Origin of the sequence: Streptomyces chartreusis NRRL 3882 (assembly GCF_900236475.1) — a bacterium.
Lineage (GTDB): Bacteria > Actinomycetota > Actinomycetes > Streptomycetales > Streptomycetaceae > Streptomyces > Streptomyces chartreusis_D.
In genome coordinates this window covers 7550320-7564164 of sequence record NZ_LT963352.1, presented here as the reverse complement: position 1 = coordinate 7564164, position 13845 = coordinate 7550320, and the positions used below count along the sequence as shown (strand labels likewise).

Here is a 13845-nt window from a genome sequence, read left to right as displayed (position 1 = left end):
TGAATAGCTCGTACGAGCCGGAATCGACCGTCTGCCCGACCGGACTAGCCCCATTCGGCCACCACGAACCATCCGAAGTGACAGTCCAGTTGGGATGAACCATCCGCGCGGGTGACGCGTCATGAACCTGTGAGAAGCGGTGCCGCGAAATCCCTGCGGATCGACGCCCGTGGGGCAACACTGGGTTCCGACGACTTATCACAACGGGGGGCGGCCATGAACGACACTTCTAGCCGCGGAACAGACTCGACAGCCCACTCAGCCGACTCGGCCGACTCGTTCATCTCATCCACCACGACACAGCGAGAGATCCCACCCATGTGCCAGCACCAGACTCCGTGCCCGTCAGCCGAATCCGCCGACCGGGAATCCGCCCGTCTCGTGGCGCACCACCCGGAGCAGGGTTGGAGCCTGCTGTGCAACGGTGTGGTGCTCTTCGAGGACACCGGCGAGCTCCTGCCGGACGGCAGGATCATCGCCCCGCACCGTCCGCTGGCCTCCAGCCAGGTGATGACGGCCGCCTGAGGTCGTCGGGCGGCGTGACGTCCCGCCCGCACACATGAGGGGCCGGCCGCGGGGCACCCTGCGAACCGGCCCCGACGCGTGTGGCGGGAGTCGTCACTCCACGTCACTTCCTGCGACGCCCCGTTCATGGCTCGTACGCCTTGCTGGTACGCCTTCCCCCGGATGCCCGTTTTCCGGAAGACTCCTGGAAGTTTCGGGGTCACTCGTCGACGGAGGTGGGGCCAGTGGCAGCAGGTGAGGCCGGGGGCAAGGTCACGATCACGGAGATCGCCCGGCAGGCCGGCGTGTCCGTACCGACCGTGTCCCGGGTCGTCAACGGCCGGTCCGACGTGTCGCCGCAGACCCGTGCCCGCGTCGAGGATCTGCTGCGCCGGCACGGCTACCGCAAGCGCCCCGGGACCCCGGGCACCCGTGCCGGCCTGCTCGACCTGGTCTTCAACAACCTCGACAGCCCCTGGGCCGTGGAGATCATCCGCGGGGTCGAGGAGGCCGCGCACGCGGCCGGGGCGGGCACGGTGGTGTCGGCCATCCACGGGCACTCGGGCGACGCCCGCGAGTGGATGCGCAACCTCCGGGCGCGGGCCTCGGACGGCGTCATCCTCGTCACCTCGGCCCTGGAGCCGACGCTCCACGAGGAGTTGCGCTTTCTCGGCGTCCCGCTGGTCGTCGTCGACCCGGCGGGCTCACCCGCCCTGGAGGCTCCCACCATCGGTGCCGCCAACTGGTCGGGGGGCATGGCGGCCACCGAGCACCTGCTGTCCCTGGGCCACCGCCGGATCGGTCTGATCGCGGGGCCGCCCCGGCTGCTGTGCTCCCGGGCCCGGCTGGACGGCTACCGCGCGGCTCTGGAAGGCGCCGGCATCGCGATGGACGAGTCCCTCGTCGTCCCCGGCGACTTCCGCCCCGAGTCCGGCTTCACCGCCTGCGACGCCCTGCTCCGCCTGCCCGAGCCGCCGACCGCCGTGTTCGCGGCCAGCGACCAGATGGCACTCGGCGCGATCGAGGCACTGCGCCGACGAGGGCTGCGGGTGCCGCAGGACATGAGCGTGGTCGGTTTCGACGACCTTCCGGAAGTCCGCTGGTCGGCCCCGCCCCTGACCACCGTCCGCCAGCCCCTGGCCGACATGGGCAAACTGGCCGTCCGCACGGTCCTCCAGCTCACCCGCGACGAACAGCCCGGGTCACCCCGGGTGGAACTGGGAACCGACCTGGTGGTCCGGGCCAGCACGGCACCCCCACCGGGACGTGCCTGACGCACTCACCCGACTGGGCGGAAGCCGGCCGGGGGCGCCGCGGGCCGGGCGCCGACAGGAGCGCGCGGCCCGGTGCCGACGGGAACGCGAACCCACCACCGAGGAGAACCACCCGGCCCCGCACCGGGGAGGTCGCCGACCCAGCCCCGGCGGAAGGCACCCGGCCCAGCACCAGCGAAGGCATCAACCCGGCACCGACAAGACACCCAACCCAGCACCGGCGAAAGCCGCCCGGCCCAGCACCAGCGAAGGCAGAGACCCGGCCCCGACAAGACACCCGACCCACCCCGCACCGGCGCAAGACACCCGACCCAGCACCAGCGAAGGCACCGACCCGGCCCCGACAAGACAACCGATCCCGCACCGGCGCAAGGCCCGACGCCACCCGTCGGCCTTGGCGGGCCGCGCCCCACCGCCCGCCAAGGCCGGACCAACCGGTGCCCCCACAGCACCCCCTGCGGCAGGTCCCCCGCCCCCGCTACCTCCCCCCGAGCGCCTCACGGAGCGCGAAGTACGCCGGTTTCGGGGTGAGTTGCTCATCCCACGGCAGGGCCGCGCCCTCGCCGGGGAAGAACGCCGGGATCCACGAGTACTTGTCCGTGTAGTCCCAGAGGGTGACTCCGACGCAGCGGCGCACCGCCAGGCAGGCCTCGGTCAGGTCCCGGTACCACTCGGCCTGCTGGGCCAGCTTCTCCTCGGTCGCGGGCAGCTGCATCCGGATGTCGACCTCGGTGAGCGCGGTGTCGAGGCCGAGCCGGGAGAAGCGGCGGAGGTTGTCCTCCAGTGTGGAGGGATAGCCGTACTGGAGGGCCAGATGGGCCTGGAGGCCGATTCCGTGCAGCGGGACGCCCTTGGCCTTCAGTTCCTTGGCCAGCTTGTAGTACGCGTCGCTCTTCGGGCCGATCCCCTCGATGTTGTAGTCGTTGAGGTACAGCTTCACGCGCGGATCGGCCTGGTGCGCCCAGCGCAGCGCGTCGGCGATGTAACCGGGCCCGAGCGTCTTGTAGAAGACCGACTCCCGGTACGTACCGTCCTCGTTGAACGCCTCGTTGACGACGTCCCAGGCGAACACCTTGCCCCGGTAGTGCCGTACCTCGGTCTGGATGTGCTTCTTCAGCACGGCCCTCAGCTCAGGGGCCGTCCACTCCCGCTCCGTGAGCCATTCCGGCAGCTGGCTGTGCCAGACGAGGGTGTGGCCGCGCACCTTCTGCCGGTTGGCGCGGGCGAGGTTCACGATCTCGTCGCCCTTGGAGAAGTCGAACACGCCCTGCTCGGGCTCGGTCGCGTACCACTTCATGCCGTTGCCGGGGGTGATCTGGTCGAACTCGCTGCCGAGCAGGGCCTTGTACGGCTCGTCGACGAGCTCGGGATTGTCGGTGGCGCTGCCGAAGTAGCGGCCGTGCCGCTGGGCGAGATCGGCGAGGGTGGGTTGCTGGTGACCCGCTTGGGCGGGCGAGCCGACGCCGATGCCGGCGGCGACCAGAAGCGCCGTGACGGCGCCGACGAGTCTCAGACGGTTCTTGCGCATGGTGCGACTCCTCACGACAGGGATGGGGAGAACAGAGCCGTACGTTCGCGGCGCGCGTCAGCCCTTGGTGGCGCCCGCGGTGAGGCCGCCGACGAGCTGGCGCTCGGCGACCGAGTAGAAGGCCAGGGCAGGGACCATGGCCAGCACCAGATAGGCGAAGACCTTGGCGTACTCCGCGGAGTACTGCCCCTGGTACTGCTGCACCCCGATCGGCAGCGTCCACCACTGCGCGTCGGTGAACACCAGCAGCGGCAGGAAGAAGTTGTTCCAGCTGGTGACGACGGCCAGCACGGAGACGGTGCCGAGCGCGGGCCGCGCCATGGGCAGCAGCACCCGCCAGAAGAAGCCGAACGAGCTGCACCCGTCGAGCGTCGCCGCCTCCTCCAGCTCGCCCGGGATCTGCCGGAAGAAGCCGCGCAGGATGATGATGGTCATCGGCAGCCCGAAGGCGGCCTGCGGGAGGATCACGCCGAGCGGGTTGTCCAGCAGGTCCAGGGACCGCAGCAGCAGGAACAGCGGCAGGGCCGCCACCGCGAACGGGAACATCAGCCCCATCGTGAACAGCGTGAACAGCACCTCCCGGCCGCGGAAGGCGAACCGCGCGAACGAGAAGGCCGACAGGGCGGAGACCGCGACGACCAGCACGGTCGTGCCCACCGCGATCAGCGTGCTGTTGCCGATCAGCCGCCAGAAGTCCCCCGAGCCGAGGATCTGGGTGTAGTTGGAGGTCACCCACGACTCGGGCAGACCGACCGGGTTGCGGGAGAGCTCGTCGGTGGACTTGAAGCCGGAGAGCGCGGCGTAGACCAGGGGGACGGCCATGACCGCGCCGACGAGGACCAGGACGAGGTGCAGAGGGAGGCTCCTGCCCCTGCGGGATGTCCGACTGTGCGTCACTTTCCGTCTCCCCGCATGGTCGTGGTGGCCCCTTCCAGGTCGCGCCGGAGCACGAACCGCTGGTAGGCGAGGGCGAAGACGAGACTGATGGCGAACATGACCACGCTGATCGCGCTGGCGTAGCCGACCTGGTAGCGCTTGAACCCGTACTGGAACATGGTCACGGCCATGGTCTCGGAGTGGTGGTCCGGTCCGCCCGCGGTGGTCACCCACACCAGGTCGAAGAGCTGGATGGACCCGATGACCGCCAGGAAGACGCTGATGCGCAGGGTGGGCGCGAGCAGCGGCAGCGTCACGTTGCGGAAGCGCTGCCATGGGCCGGCCCCGTCGATGAGGGCCGCCTCGGTCAGCTCCCGGGGGACGGCCTGGAGCCCGGCCAGGCACAGCATCATGTGGAAGCCGAAGTACTTCCAGGTCATGACGAGGAACAGGGTCGCCATGACGGTGGACGGATCGGCGAACCACTCCCCGCCCAGCCCCTCCAGTCCGATCTTGCCGAGGACTTGGTCGGCGAAGCCGTCGTCCGGGGCGAAGATCATGCCGAAGAGGATTCCGGTGATGGCCTCGGACAGGACGTACGGGGCGAAGAACAGCATCCGGTACACGGCCCGGCCGCGCATCCGCTGGTTGAGCAGGACGGCCATGGCGAGCGCGAACGGCAGTTGGATGACCAGCGACAGCACCACCAGGACCAGGCAGCGCCACAGGTCGCCCAGGAAGACGTCGTCCTGGAAGAGCCGGGTGAAGTTCTCGCCGCCGACGTAGTCGGAGGGCATGCCGAAGCCGCCCCAGCGGAAGAACGCGGCGTACAGCGCGAACAGCATCGGCAGCAGGACGAGCCCCATGAACAGCACCAGGGCGGGCAGTTGGAAGCCGGCCGCGGTCAGCCAGTTCAGAACCCGTCGCCGGGCCCGGCTCCGGGGGCGGTCCGCGGCCGGGGGCGGGAGGCCGGCGTCGCGGCCGGTCCGTTTGTCCGGCAGGAACGTGGAGGTCATCGCCGGTTACTGCTCTTCCTTCGCGGTCTTCGTGATCGACTGGCCGACCTGCTCGGGCGACCGGGAACCGGCGATGAGCGCGGCGACGCTGTCGTTGACCTCCTGGCCGACGGCGGGCGCGTACGCCTGGTCGAGGTAGAGCTGGAAGCCGGTGGTCTTCTTCAGCTGCTCCTGTACGGCCTTGATGTTGGGGTCGGCGATGGCGCTCTCGGCCGCCGGGACGACGGGCAGGACGCCGGTCTTCTTGACCAGCTCCAGGTCGGTCGCCTCGGAGGCGAAGAACTTCAGGAAGTCGACGGCCTCCTGCGGGGCGCCCCGGCGCAGGGCGTGCCCGCCGCCTCCGCCGAACACCTCGGTGATGGCGCCCTTGCCGCCCTCGACCGCGGGGAACGGGAAGAACCCGAGGTCCTTGCCGAGGCCCTTGCCCGCGTCGGCCTGCACCACGGGCGCCCACTGGCCCATGAGTTCCATGGCCGCCTTGCCGTTGCCGACGGCGGCGGCCTGGCCGGTGGGGGTGGAGTAGGCGGCGCCGAGGAAGCCCTTCTGGAACGGCTGGAGGCCGACGAGTTCCTTCAGGTGCTCTCCCGCCTCGACGAAGGGGGCGCTGGTGAAGTCCTTGTCGTCGTAGGCCTTCTGCAGGGCCTCGACACCGGCGGTGCGCATCGCCAGGTAGGCCCAGTAGTACATGCCGGGCCACTTCTCCTTGCCGGCCAGCGCCAGGGGCGTGACACCGGCGGACTTCAGCTTGCGTACGGCGTCGAGGAAGCCGTTCCAGGTGGTCGGGGGTGCGCTGATGCCGGCCTTCGCGAAGAGCGCCTTGTTGTACCAGAAGCCGATCATGCCGATGTCGAACGGGATGCCGTAGACCCTGTCGTCGATCAGGTACGGCTCCCGGGCGGCCGGGAGCAGGGCGTCGCCCCACGGCTTGGTGCTGTCCGTGAGGTCCTCGACGAGGCCTGCGTCGACCTGCTGCTTGAGTACGCCACCGCCCCAGGTGTGGAAGATGTCGGGCAGCTTGCCCGAGGAGGTCAACGCCGTCATCTTCGACTTGTAGGCGTCGTTCTCCATCTGGACGATCTTTACCTTGACCTTGGGGTTCTGGGCCTCGAACTTCCGGGCGAGGGCGGCCCAGACGGTCTTGGCCGGCTCGGTGGTGGAGATGTTCCACCACTCGATCGTGGTCGTCCCCGACGACCCTCCGTCCGAGTCCCCGCCGCATGCGGTCAGTGCCATTCCCAGACCGGCCGCGGCGGAGGCCGCCAGGAAGCCGCGGCGGGACAGTGCCGGGTCGCCCATCATGCGCTCCTTGGGTACGGGACGGCGCTACCGCGTCCGTCCACTGGATCGAAAGTTTCGAAAGAGATCCAGAAAGCTTCGTTGTTGCCGCACCCTAGAGACAGCCGCCAAACGGTGGCAACCCCTTGTGCACGGTGAATCTGTCACCGGCACACGGGGCTTGAAGGAGGCTGGGCCGAGCGTCGACTTTCCGCGGCCTTCCGGAAGGAGCGGTCGGACGGAGGCGGGGACGCATGCGGACCAGTCGTTCGCCGCCTCCGCCGAGCGAGAAGACAAGCGTGCCGTGACCGGCTGGGCGCACCCCATCGAAGTCGTCGCGCACCGGCTCGGGTTCGAAGGACCGAGGAGGTGGAACTGAGGGAGCAGACGAGGTAATAGAAGGAGAGCCGGGTGCGCTGTGGGAGCCCGCACATGGATGCTGGGGGACGAAACATTCGGGTCACTTGGCGAACGTTACGAAGGTGCCCTGCAGGTGTCACCCACTCCGGCGACAAGAAGACCGATACCCGACGCCCTCCGCGTCCGCGATCACGGAGGGTGTTCACCCCTCGGCCGGCGCAGGACCGTCGCCCGCATAACGGAATACGCGGCTCGGCGACCGCCCAACATGCTCTCAGCTCGTGGTTTGACGTTCACGGCGCAGATCCGCCGCCCCGGCGGCCAGTCTTAACGGAAGCTTGACGCGCTCAGTGACCTCATCCACAGGCCATCGCATCACGCTCCGCTTACGCTGATCGGGCCGTCCAGTGATGGCCGGAATCATGCTGAACGCACATCGGGAGCACGTCGATGGCCACCACTGAGCACCCGCCGCCGAGCCGTACGGAGCCCGCTCCACCCAGTCGCCTGCGCGCCTGGATGCTGGAGGGTCTGTCCGACATGGGCAAGGGCGGCGGCCACACCGGGCCCCATGCCGAACCGGAGCCCCCGCACAAGGGCCAGCGCTGGTGGCGGGTGATGTGCCTGACCGGCGTCGACTACTTCTCCACGCTCGGCTACCAGCCGGGCATCGCGGCGCTCGCCGCCGGGCTGCTGTCGCCGGTCGCGACGATCGTGCTGGTCATCGTCACCCTGGCGGGCGCCCTGCCGGTCTACCGCCGGGTGGCCGAGGAGAGCCCGCACGGCGAGGGCTCGATCGCGATGCTGGAGCGGCTGCTCTCCTTCTGGCAGGGCAAGCTGTTCGTGCTGACCCTGCTGGGCTTCGCCGCCACCGACTTCCTGATCACCATCACCCTGTCGGCCGCCGACGCATCCACCCACCTCGTGGAGAACCCTCATCTGACCGGCGTCCTGCACGACAAGCAGATGCTGATCACGCTCGTCCTCGTGGCACTGCTCGGCGCGGTGTTCCTCAAGGGCTTCCTGGAGGCCATCGGTGTCGCGGTCGCCCTGGTGGGCGCCTACCTCGCGCTCAACGTGGTCGTGGTGGCCGTCGGCTTCTACCACGTGGTCACCGCGGGCCATGTGGTCACCGACTGGGCCGGTGCCCTCACCACTCAGCACAGCAATGTCTTCGTCATGATCGGCGTGGCCCTGCTCGTCTTCCCGAAGCTGGCCCTCGGCCTCTCCGGGTTCGAGACCGGCGTGGCCGTGATGCCGCACGTCAAGGGCGACCCGGACGACACGGAGGAACGGCCGGCCGGCCGCATCCGCGACACGAAGAAACTGCTCACCACGGCCGCCCTCATCATGAGCGGCTTCCTGATCACCACCAGCTTCATCACCACGCTCCTCATCCCGGAGAAGGAGTTCGAGGCGGGCGGCCAGGCCAACGGGCGTGCGCTGGCCTATCTGGCGCACCAGTACCTGGGCAACACCTTCGGCACCGTCTACGACGCCTCGACGATCGCCATCCTGTGGTTCGCCGGCGCCTCCGCGATGGCCGGCCTGCTCAATCTGATGCCGCGCTACCTCCCCCGCTACGGCATGGCACCGCACTGGGCCAGGGCCGTCCGCCCCATGGTCATCGTCTTCACGCTGATCGCCTTCCTCGTCACCTGGATCTTCGACGCCGATGTCAACGCGCAGGGCGGCGCCTACGCCACCGGTGTGCTGGTCCTCATCAGCTCCGCGGCCATCGCGGTGACCATCGCCGCCCGCAAGGCACGGCAGCGGAACTGGACCATCGCCTTCGCGGTCATCTCCGCGGTGTTCCTCTACACGACGGTCGCGAACGTCATCGAGCGCCCGGACGGCGTGAAGATCGGCGCCTGCTTCATCGCCGGCATCATCCTGGTCTCCCTGCTGTCCCGGCTGGCCCGGTCGTTCGAACTCCGCGTGACCAGCGTGACGCTGGACTCCATGGCGGAGCGTTTCGTCCGGGACATGGCCAGCCGACGGATGCGGTTCATCGCCAACGAACCCGACCGGCGCGACATCGCCGAGTACCGCGACAAGATCGAGCAGATCCGGCACGACAACGACGTATCCGGGCAGGAGGACTTCGTCTTCGTCGAGGTGACGGTCACCGACCCGTCCGAGTTCGAGGCGGGCCTGACCGTACGCGGCGACGTACTCCACGGCCGCTACCGCGTCCTGACCCTGGAGTCCTCCTCCATCCCCAACGCCCTGGCCGCGCTCCTCCTGCACGTCCGGGACATGACCGGCCGCACCCCGCACATCTACTTCGAGTGGACCGAAGGGGGCCCCTTCGCCAACCTCCTGCGCTTCTTCCTGTTCGGGCAGGGCGAAGTCGCCCCGGTGACCCGCGAGGTCCTGCGCGAGGCGGAACCGGACCGGAAGCGGCGGCCGAGGGTGCACGTGGGCTGAGTCAGGCCGTCGGTCTCCGCCGGCCGAAGCCCCTGCGGGGCGGGCGCACCACGATCTGCCCGTAGTTGATCTCGCCGGTGATCCGTACCCGCAGCACGACCGGGGCGTCCGCCGCCGCACGCGCCTTGATCTGGGAGTAGTTCGTCACGAGCGCGCCGGTGTCCACCACGACCCCCGGCCGGGTCAGCAGCTTCAGGGCCCCGGCCCGCATGGCCAGGTCGATGTGCAGCGTGTCCTGGGTGATCACCGCGTCGGTGAAGTCGAGCGTCACCTCGCCCCACGCCGACCGGACCTCCAGCCGCCGCGGCACCACCCAGCCGTCACCGCGCCGGGTCGAGGACCCTTCCTGCTCGATCCGGACGACCTCCTGGGCGTCGACGCCGGTCCCGCCCGCCACTGCGGGCAGATCCGCGGTCAGCACCGCGAGCTCGCCCACCGTACGGGCGGACAGCGCGGCCTCCAGCCGTTCGTCGAGCTCCTCCAGGGTGAGCCGGCCGTCCCCCGCGGCGACGCGCAGCACGTCCACGGTCCGGTCCCGGTCCGCGTGCGAGGCCCTCACCTCGGGCGATCCACCGGTACGCGAGAGTTCCCCCGTCATCACTTCTCCCCGACTCTCCCCGGGCACGCACCCGGCCCACCCACTCGACGACTAACGCTATATCGCGTTATACCCAACGGCCAACCCCGCATCCGCCGTTCCCGTCCCACGCCCCTATCGTGACCGGCATGCAGTCCTACACGATCGGCCAGGCAGCACGACTGCTCGGCGTGAGCCCGGACACCGCCCGGCGCTGGGCGGACGCGGGCCGCATCACCACCCATCGCGACGAGGCCGGACGGCGGCTCGTCGACGGACGGGACCTGGCCGCGTTCTCGGTGGAACTCGCCAGGTCCGGCACCGCCGAGGAGGACACCCCGTACACCTCGGCCCGCAACGCCTTCCCCGGCATCGTCACCGCGATCAAGCTCGGTGACGTCGCCGCCCAGGTGGAGATCCAGGCCGGCCCGCACCGCCTCGTCTCCCTGCTCACCCGCGAGGCCGTCGAGGAACTGGGCCTGGAGGTCGGCATGGAGGCGACGGCCCGCGTGAAGTCGACGAACGTCCATATCGACCGGGTCTGAGGTCCGTAGGAACGCACATACACACCCAGCAGCCCTCTTCCCCTGGCTCATGCGAAGCCACAGCAGACCTACGCCTCGCAGATGCGTCAGTATGATCGGCGTATCGGAGGAGCCCAGCGGCTCTTCCCCCGCACACCGAGGGAGTGGCCCCGAGATGACCCGTTCCGCGCACCGGACCCGCCGGATCCTCCAGGTCGCCGGTGTGTCCGCAGCCGCGCTGCTGACTCTGAGCGCCTGCTCCTCCGGCACCGGCTCGGACAAGGGCTCCTCCCCTTCGAAACCCTCCGGCACGGTCACCGTCTTCGCCGCCGCCTCCCTGGAGGAGAGCTTCAAGGCCCTGGGCAAGACGTTCGAGAAGGAGCACCCGGGCACGAAGGTCACCTTCAACTTCGGCGGCAGCGACACCCTCGCCGCCAGCATCACCAGCGGCGCCCCGGCCGATGTCTTCGCCGCCGCCAGCGCCAAGACCATGGCGACCGTGACGGACAAGCAGGACGCGGCGGACACGCCGGTCACCTTCGTCCGCAACCGGCTGGAGATCGCCACGCCCCCGGGCAACCCCGACCGGATCTCCTCCCTGAAGGACCTCACCAAGCCCGGCCTGAAGGTCGTCCTGTGCGACAAGACCGTGCCGTGCGGCGCCGCCGCCCAGAAGGCGCTGGACACCGGCGGCCTGAAGCTCACCCCCGTCTCGTACGAACAGGACGTCAAGAGCGCCCTGACCAAGGTCGAGCTGAAGGAGGCCGACGCCGCCGTCGTCTACCGGACCGACGTGCGGGCGGCGGGTGACAAGGTGTACGGCGTGGAGTTCCCCGAGTCGGCCCAGGCCGTCAACGACTATCCGATCGCCCTGCTCAAGAACGCCCCCAACCCCGGGACGGCGAAGGCGTTCGTCGCCCTCGTGCGATCCGCCGAGGGCCAGAGGGTGCTCTCCGAGGCCGGGTTCCTCAAGCCGTGACCGACACGCTGGAAAGCCGGCCCCGCCGCGATCGCACCCGTGGCCGGGCACGAGCGGTGCCGGTGCCCCTGCTGGTGCCCGCCCTGGTCGGCCTGGCGTTCCTGCTCCTGCCTCTGATCGCCCTGCTCGTACGGGCGCCGTGGCGCGGCCTCCCCGAGCAGCTGACGAGTGCCGAGGTGTGGGAGGCACTCCGGCTGTCGCTCCTCTGCGCCACGGCGGCGACGGGCCTGAGTCTGGTCGTCGGCGTACCGCTGGCCTGGCTGCTGGCCCGCACACGGTTCCCCGGCCGGGGTTTCGTCCGGGCCCTGGTGACCCTGCCCCTGGTGCTGCCGCCGGTGGTGGGCGGTGTGGCCCTGCTGCTCGCCTTCGGGCGCAACGGCGTCATCGGGCAGTGGCTCGACTCCTGGTTCGGGATCACCCTGCCCTTCACCACGACGGGTGTCGTACTCGCCGAGACGTTCGTGGCGATGCCGTTCCTCGTCATCAGCGTGGAGGGCACCCTGCGGGCCGCCGACCCGCGCTACGAGGAGGCGGCCACCACCCTGGGGGCCTCCCGCTTCACCGCGTTCCGCCGGGTCACCCTGCCGCTGATCGCGCCGGGCATCGCGGCCGGTGCCGTGCTGGCCTGGGCACGGGCCCTCGGCGAGTTCGGCGCGACGATCACCTTCGCGGGCAACTTCCCGGGCCGCACCCAGACCATGCCGCTGGCGGTCTACCTGGCTCTCCAGAACGACCCGGCGGCGGCGATCGCCCTCAGCCTGGTACTGCTGGCGGTGTCCATCGCGGTACTGGCGGCCCTGCGCGACCGCTGGATGACGCCGTCGTGATGTCCGGGACCGACTGCCGGACGAGGGCCTGCCGGCACGGCCCGGAACCGGATGACGGCCCTCTGCCCCCCCTGACCACCTGGACGCGAACCTCATGACCGAGACGACCGACCGCGACGGCCCAACCCCCGGCCTCCGCACCGAGGGCCTCGACGCCCACCTCGTCGTCGACCGCGGCTCCTTCCGCCTCGATGTCGCCCTCACCGCCGCCCCCGGCGACGTCGTCGCGCTGCTCGGCCCCAACGGCGCCGGCAAGACCACCGCCCTGCGCGCCCTCGCCGGCCTCGCCCCGCTCACCTCGGGGCATCTGGTGCTGGAGGGTAGGCCGTTGGACCGTACGCCGCCCGAGTCCCGCCCGGTCGGCGTCGTCTTCCAGGACTACCTGCTCTTCCCGCACCTGACCGCCCTGGACAACGTCGCCTTCGGGCCGCGCTGCCGGGGCGCCGGCAGGGCCGAGGCCCGCGCCCAGGCCGCCGAGTGGCTGGACCGGATGGGCCTGGCCGACCACGCCGGCGCCAAGCCCCGCCGTCTGTCGGGCGGCCAGGCCCAGCGCGTGGCGCTGGCCCGTGCCCTGGCCACCCGGCCCCGGCTGCTGCTCCTGGACGAACCCCTCGCCGCGCTCGACGCCCGCACCCGCCTGGAGGTGCGCGCCCAGCTCCGTCGCCACCTCGCCGAGTTCGAGGCCGTGGCCGTCCTCGTCACGCACGACCCGCTGGACGCCATGGTGCTGGCCGACCGCCTGGTCGTCGTCGAGCACGGCCACGTCGTCCAGGAGGGCACGCCCTCCCACATCGCCCGCCACCCCCGCACGGACTACATCGCCCGGCTCGTCGGCCTCAACCTCTACCGAGGACGGGCCGAGGGCCACGCCGTCCGGCTCGACGCGGGCCCGGCCGTCACGACCACGGAAGAGCTCTCGGGCCCGGCCTTCGTGGCGTTCCCGCCCGGCGCCGTGACGCTGTACCGGGAGCGCCCCACCGGCTCCAGCGCCCGCAACCTGTGGCGCTGCGAGGTCGCCGGGCTGGAGACGCACGGCGACCAGATCCGCGCGGACCTCACCGGCGAACTCCCCCTGACCGCCGACCTCACCACGGTCGCCGCGGCCGAACTCGACCTGCATCCCGGCGCCGCGGTATGGGCGACGGTCAAGGCGACGCAGACGCACGCATACCCGGCATAAGGGGCTCGCCGGGCTACCGTGCACCCATGAGCCTGAGCATCCGCAACCAGCTTCCCGGCACCGTCACCGCCGTCACGCCGGGCGAGGCCATGGCGATCGTCAGGGTGCGCCTCACCGGCGGCCAGGCCCTCACCGCGGCGATCACCCGCGAGGCGGCGGACGACCTCGGTCTCACGCCGGGCACCGCCGTGCGCGCCCTGGTGAAGTCGACGGAGGTCTCGCTGGCCACCGCCCCCGTCGAGGGCCTTTCCATCCGCAACCGGCTCCCCGGCACGGTCAGAGGCATCGCCACCGGTGACGCGATGGCGTCCGTGCGGGTCACCGTCGAAGGCGGCGAACTGACCGCCGCGATCACCAGGGACGCCGCGGACGACCTCGGCCTGTCGGCCGGAACCCCCGTCGTCGCCCTGATCAAGTCGACCGAGGTGTCCCTCGCCGCCGAATGACGAGAGGGGCTCCGCGGTGCGGGGCCCCTCTCCTGCGCCCGGACGACCG

General features: G+C 70.5%; 13 protein-coding genes. 8 read left to right on the top strand and 5 right to left on the bottom strand.

From position 1 onward, the window contains the following. Positions 1 to 318 precede the first annotated feature (318 nt). Together SCNRRL3882_RS34290 and SCNRRL3882_RS34285 are read left to right on the top strand one after the other, a co-directional pair. A complete protein-coding gene (locus SCNRRL3882_RS34290; RefSeq protein ID WP_010041334.1) occupies positions 319 to 525 on the top strand; it encodes a DUF5999 family protein in 207 nt (68 codons plus the stop codon). A gap of 224 nt (positions 526 to 749) precedes the next feature. After that, the gene (locus SCNRRL3882_RS34285; RefSeq protein ID WP_010041337.1) at positions 750 to 1778 is read left to right on the top strand and encodes a LacI family DNA-binding transcriptional regulator; all 1029 of its coding nucleotides are present in this window, start codon (positions 750 to 752) and stop codon (positions 1776 to 1778) included. A 478-nt stretch (positions 1779 to 2256) separates the two neighbouring features. Here the strand turns inward: SCNRRL3882_RS34285 and SCNRRL3882_RS34280 are convergent, their stop codons facing one another. The 4 genes from SCNRRL3882_RS34280 to SCNRRL3882_RS34265 form a co-directional block, all read right to left on the bottom strand. Next, the gene (locus SCNRRL3882_RS34280; protein WP_010041339.1) at positions 2257 to 3306 is read right to left on the bottom strand and encodes an endo-1,4-beta-xylanase; all 1050 of its coding nucleotides are present in this window, start codon (positions 3304 to 3306) and stop codon (positions 2257 to 2259) included. 57 nt (positions 3307 to 3363) lie between these two features. Next, positions 3364 to 4128 (bottom strand): carbohydrate ABC transporter permease, encoded by a 765-nt coding sequence (locus tag SCNRRL3882_RS34275; protein ID WP_231911258.1) that lies wholly within the window; start codon positions 4126 to 4128, stop codon positions 3364 to 3366. Between the two features lie 71 nt (positions 4129 to 4199). Continuing rightward, the gene (locus tag SCNRRL3882_RS34270) at positions 4200 to 5198 is read right to left on the bottom strand and encodes a carbohydrate ABC transporter permease (RefSeq protein WP_010041343.1); all 999 of its coding nucleotides are present in this window, start codon (positions 5196 to 5198) and stop codon (positions 4200 to 4202) included. 6 nt (positions 5199 to 5204) lie between these two features. Continuing rightward, entirely contained in the window at positions 5205 to 6494 is a 1290-nt protein-coding gene (locus SCNRRL3882_RS34265; protein WP_010041346.1) for an extracellular solute-binding protein, read from the bottom strand. Between the two features lie 789 nt (positions 6495 to 7283). On the opposite strand from SCNRRL3882_RS34265, the gene SCNRRL3882_RS34260 reads away from it, so the two are divergent. Then, the gene (locus SCNRRL3882_RS34260; RefSeq protein WP_029181271.1) at positions 7284 to 9263 is read left to right on the top strand and encodes an APC family permease; all 1980 of its coding nucleotides are present in this window, start codon (positions 7284 to 7286) and stop codon (positions 9261 to 9263) included. Between the two features lies 1 nt (position 9264). Here SCNRRL3882_RS34260 and SCNRRL3882_RS34255 read toward each other — a convergent pair whose 3' ends face one another. Further along, on the bottom strand, positions 9265 to 9861 hold the full coding sequence (locus SCNRRL3882_RS34255) for a DUF1707 SHOCT-like domain-containing protein (RefSeq protein WP_010041350.1): 597 nt from the start codon (positions 9859 to 9861) through the stop codon (positions 9265 to 9267). Between the two features lie 128 nt (positions 9862 to 9989). Here SCNRRL3882_RS34255 and SCNRRL3882_RS34250 point away from each other — a divergent pair, with 128 nt between their 5' ends. The 5 genes from SCNRRL3882_RS34250 (at position 9990) to SCNRRL3882_RS34230 (ending at position 13796) form a co-directional block, all read left to right on the top strand. Continuing rightward, complete coding sequence (locus SCNRRL3882_RS34250; RefSeq protein WP_010041352.1) at positions 9990 to 10385, top strand: TOBE domain-containing protein; 396 nt, start codon at positions 9990 to 9992, stop codon at positions 10383 to 10385. Positions 10386 to 10539: 154 nt separating this feature from the next. Further along, the gene (gene modA / locus SCNRRL3882_RS34245) at positions 10540 to 11343 is read left to right on the top strand and encodes a molybdate ABC transporter substrate-binding protein (RefSeq protein ID WP_010041355.1); all 804 of its coding nucleotides are present in this window, start codon (positions 10540 to 10542) and stop codon (positions 11341 to 11343) included. Continuing rightward, positions 11340 to 12170 carry a molybdate ABC transporter permease subunit gene (gene modB / locus SCNRRL3882_RS34240; protein ID WP_029181272.1) on the top strand — a complete coding sequence of 277 codons (831 nt, stop codon included), beginning with the start codon at positions 11340 to 11342 and terminating at the stop codon, positions 12168 to 12170. The genes modA and modB overlap by 4 nt, the downstream gene beginning before the upstream one ends. 94 nt (positions 12171 to 12264) lie before the next feature. Continuing rightward, entirely contained in the window at positions 12265 to 13350 is a 1086-nt protein-coding gene (locus SCNRRL3882_RS34235; protein WP_010041362.1) for an ABC transporter ATP-binding protein, read from the top strand. A 26-nt stretch (positions 13351 to 13376) separates the two neighbouring features. Further along, entirely contained in the window at positions 13377 to 13796 is a 420-nt protein-coding gene (locus SCNRRL3882_RS34230) for a TOBE domain-containing protein (protein WP_010041364.1), read from the top strand. The last annotated feature ends 49 nt before the right edge of the window (positions 13797 to 13845 follow it).

What these genes read in the sequence shown, in the direction of transcription:
- SCNRRL3882_RS34290 (WP_010041334.1), top strand. Translation starts at nt 319, where the DNA reads ATGTGCCAGCACCAGACTCCGTGCCCGTCAGCCGAATCCGCCGACCGG.
- SCNRRL3882_RS34280 (WP_010041339.1), bottom strand. Translation starts at nt 3,306, where the DNA reads ATGCGCAAGAACCGTCTGAGACTCGTCGGCGCCGTCACGGCGCTTCTG.
- SCNRRL3882_RS34275 (WP_231911258.1), bottom strand. Translation starts at nt 4,128, where the DNA reads ATGGCCGTCCCCCTGGTCTACGCCGCGCTCTCCGGCTTCAAGTCCACC.
- SCNRRL3882_RS34270 (WP_010041343.1), bottom strand. Translation starts at nt 5,198, where the DNA reads ATGACCTCCACGTTCCTGCCGGACAAACGGACCGGCCGCGACGCCGGC.
- SCNRRL3882_RS34265 (WP_010041346.1), bottom strand. Translation starts at nt 6,494, where the DNA reads ATGGGCGACCCGGCACTGTCCCGCCGCGGCTTCCTGGCGGCCTCCGCC.
- SCNRRL3882_RS34260 (WP_029181271.1), top strand. Translation starts at nt 7,284, where the DNA reads ATGGCCACCACTGAGCACCCGCCGCCGAGCCGTACGGAGCCCGCTCCA.
- SCNRRL3882_RS34255 (WP_010041350.1), bottom strand. Translation starts at nt 9,861, where the DNA reads ATGACGGGGGAACTCTCGCGTACCGGTGGATCGCCCGAGGTGAGGGCC.
- SCNRRL3882_RS34250 (WP_010041352.1), top strand. Translation starts at nt 9,990, where the DNA reads ATGCAGTCCTACACGATCGGCCAGGCAGCACGACTGCTCGGCGTGAGC.
- modA (WP_010041355.1), top strand. Translation starts at nt 10,540, where the DNA reads ATGACCCGTTCCGCGCACCGGACCCGCCGGATCCTCCAGGTCGCCGGT.
- SCNRRL3882_RS34235 (WP_010041362.1), top strand. Translation starts at nt 12,265, where the DNA reads ATGACCGAGACGACCGACCGCGACGGCCCAACCCCCGGCCTCCGCACC.
- SCNRRL3882_RS34230 (WP_010041364.1), top strand. Translation starts at nt 13,377, where the DNA reads ATGAGCCTGAGCATCCGCAACCAGCTTCCCGGCACCGTCACCGCCGTC.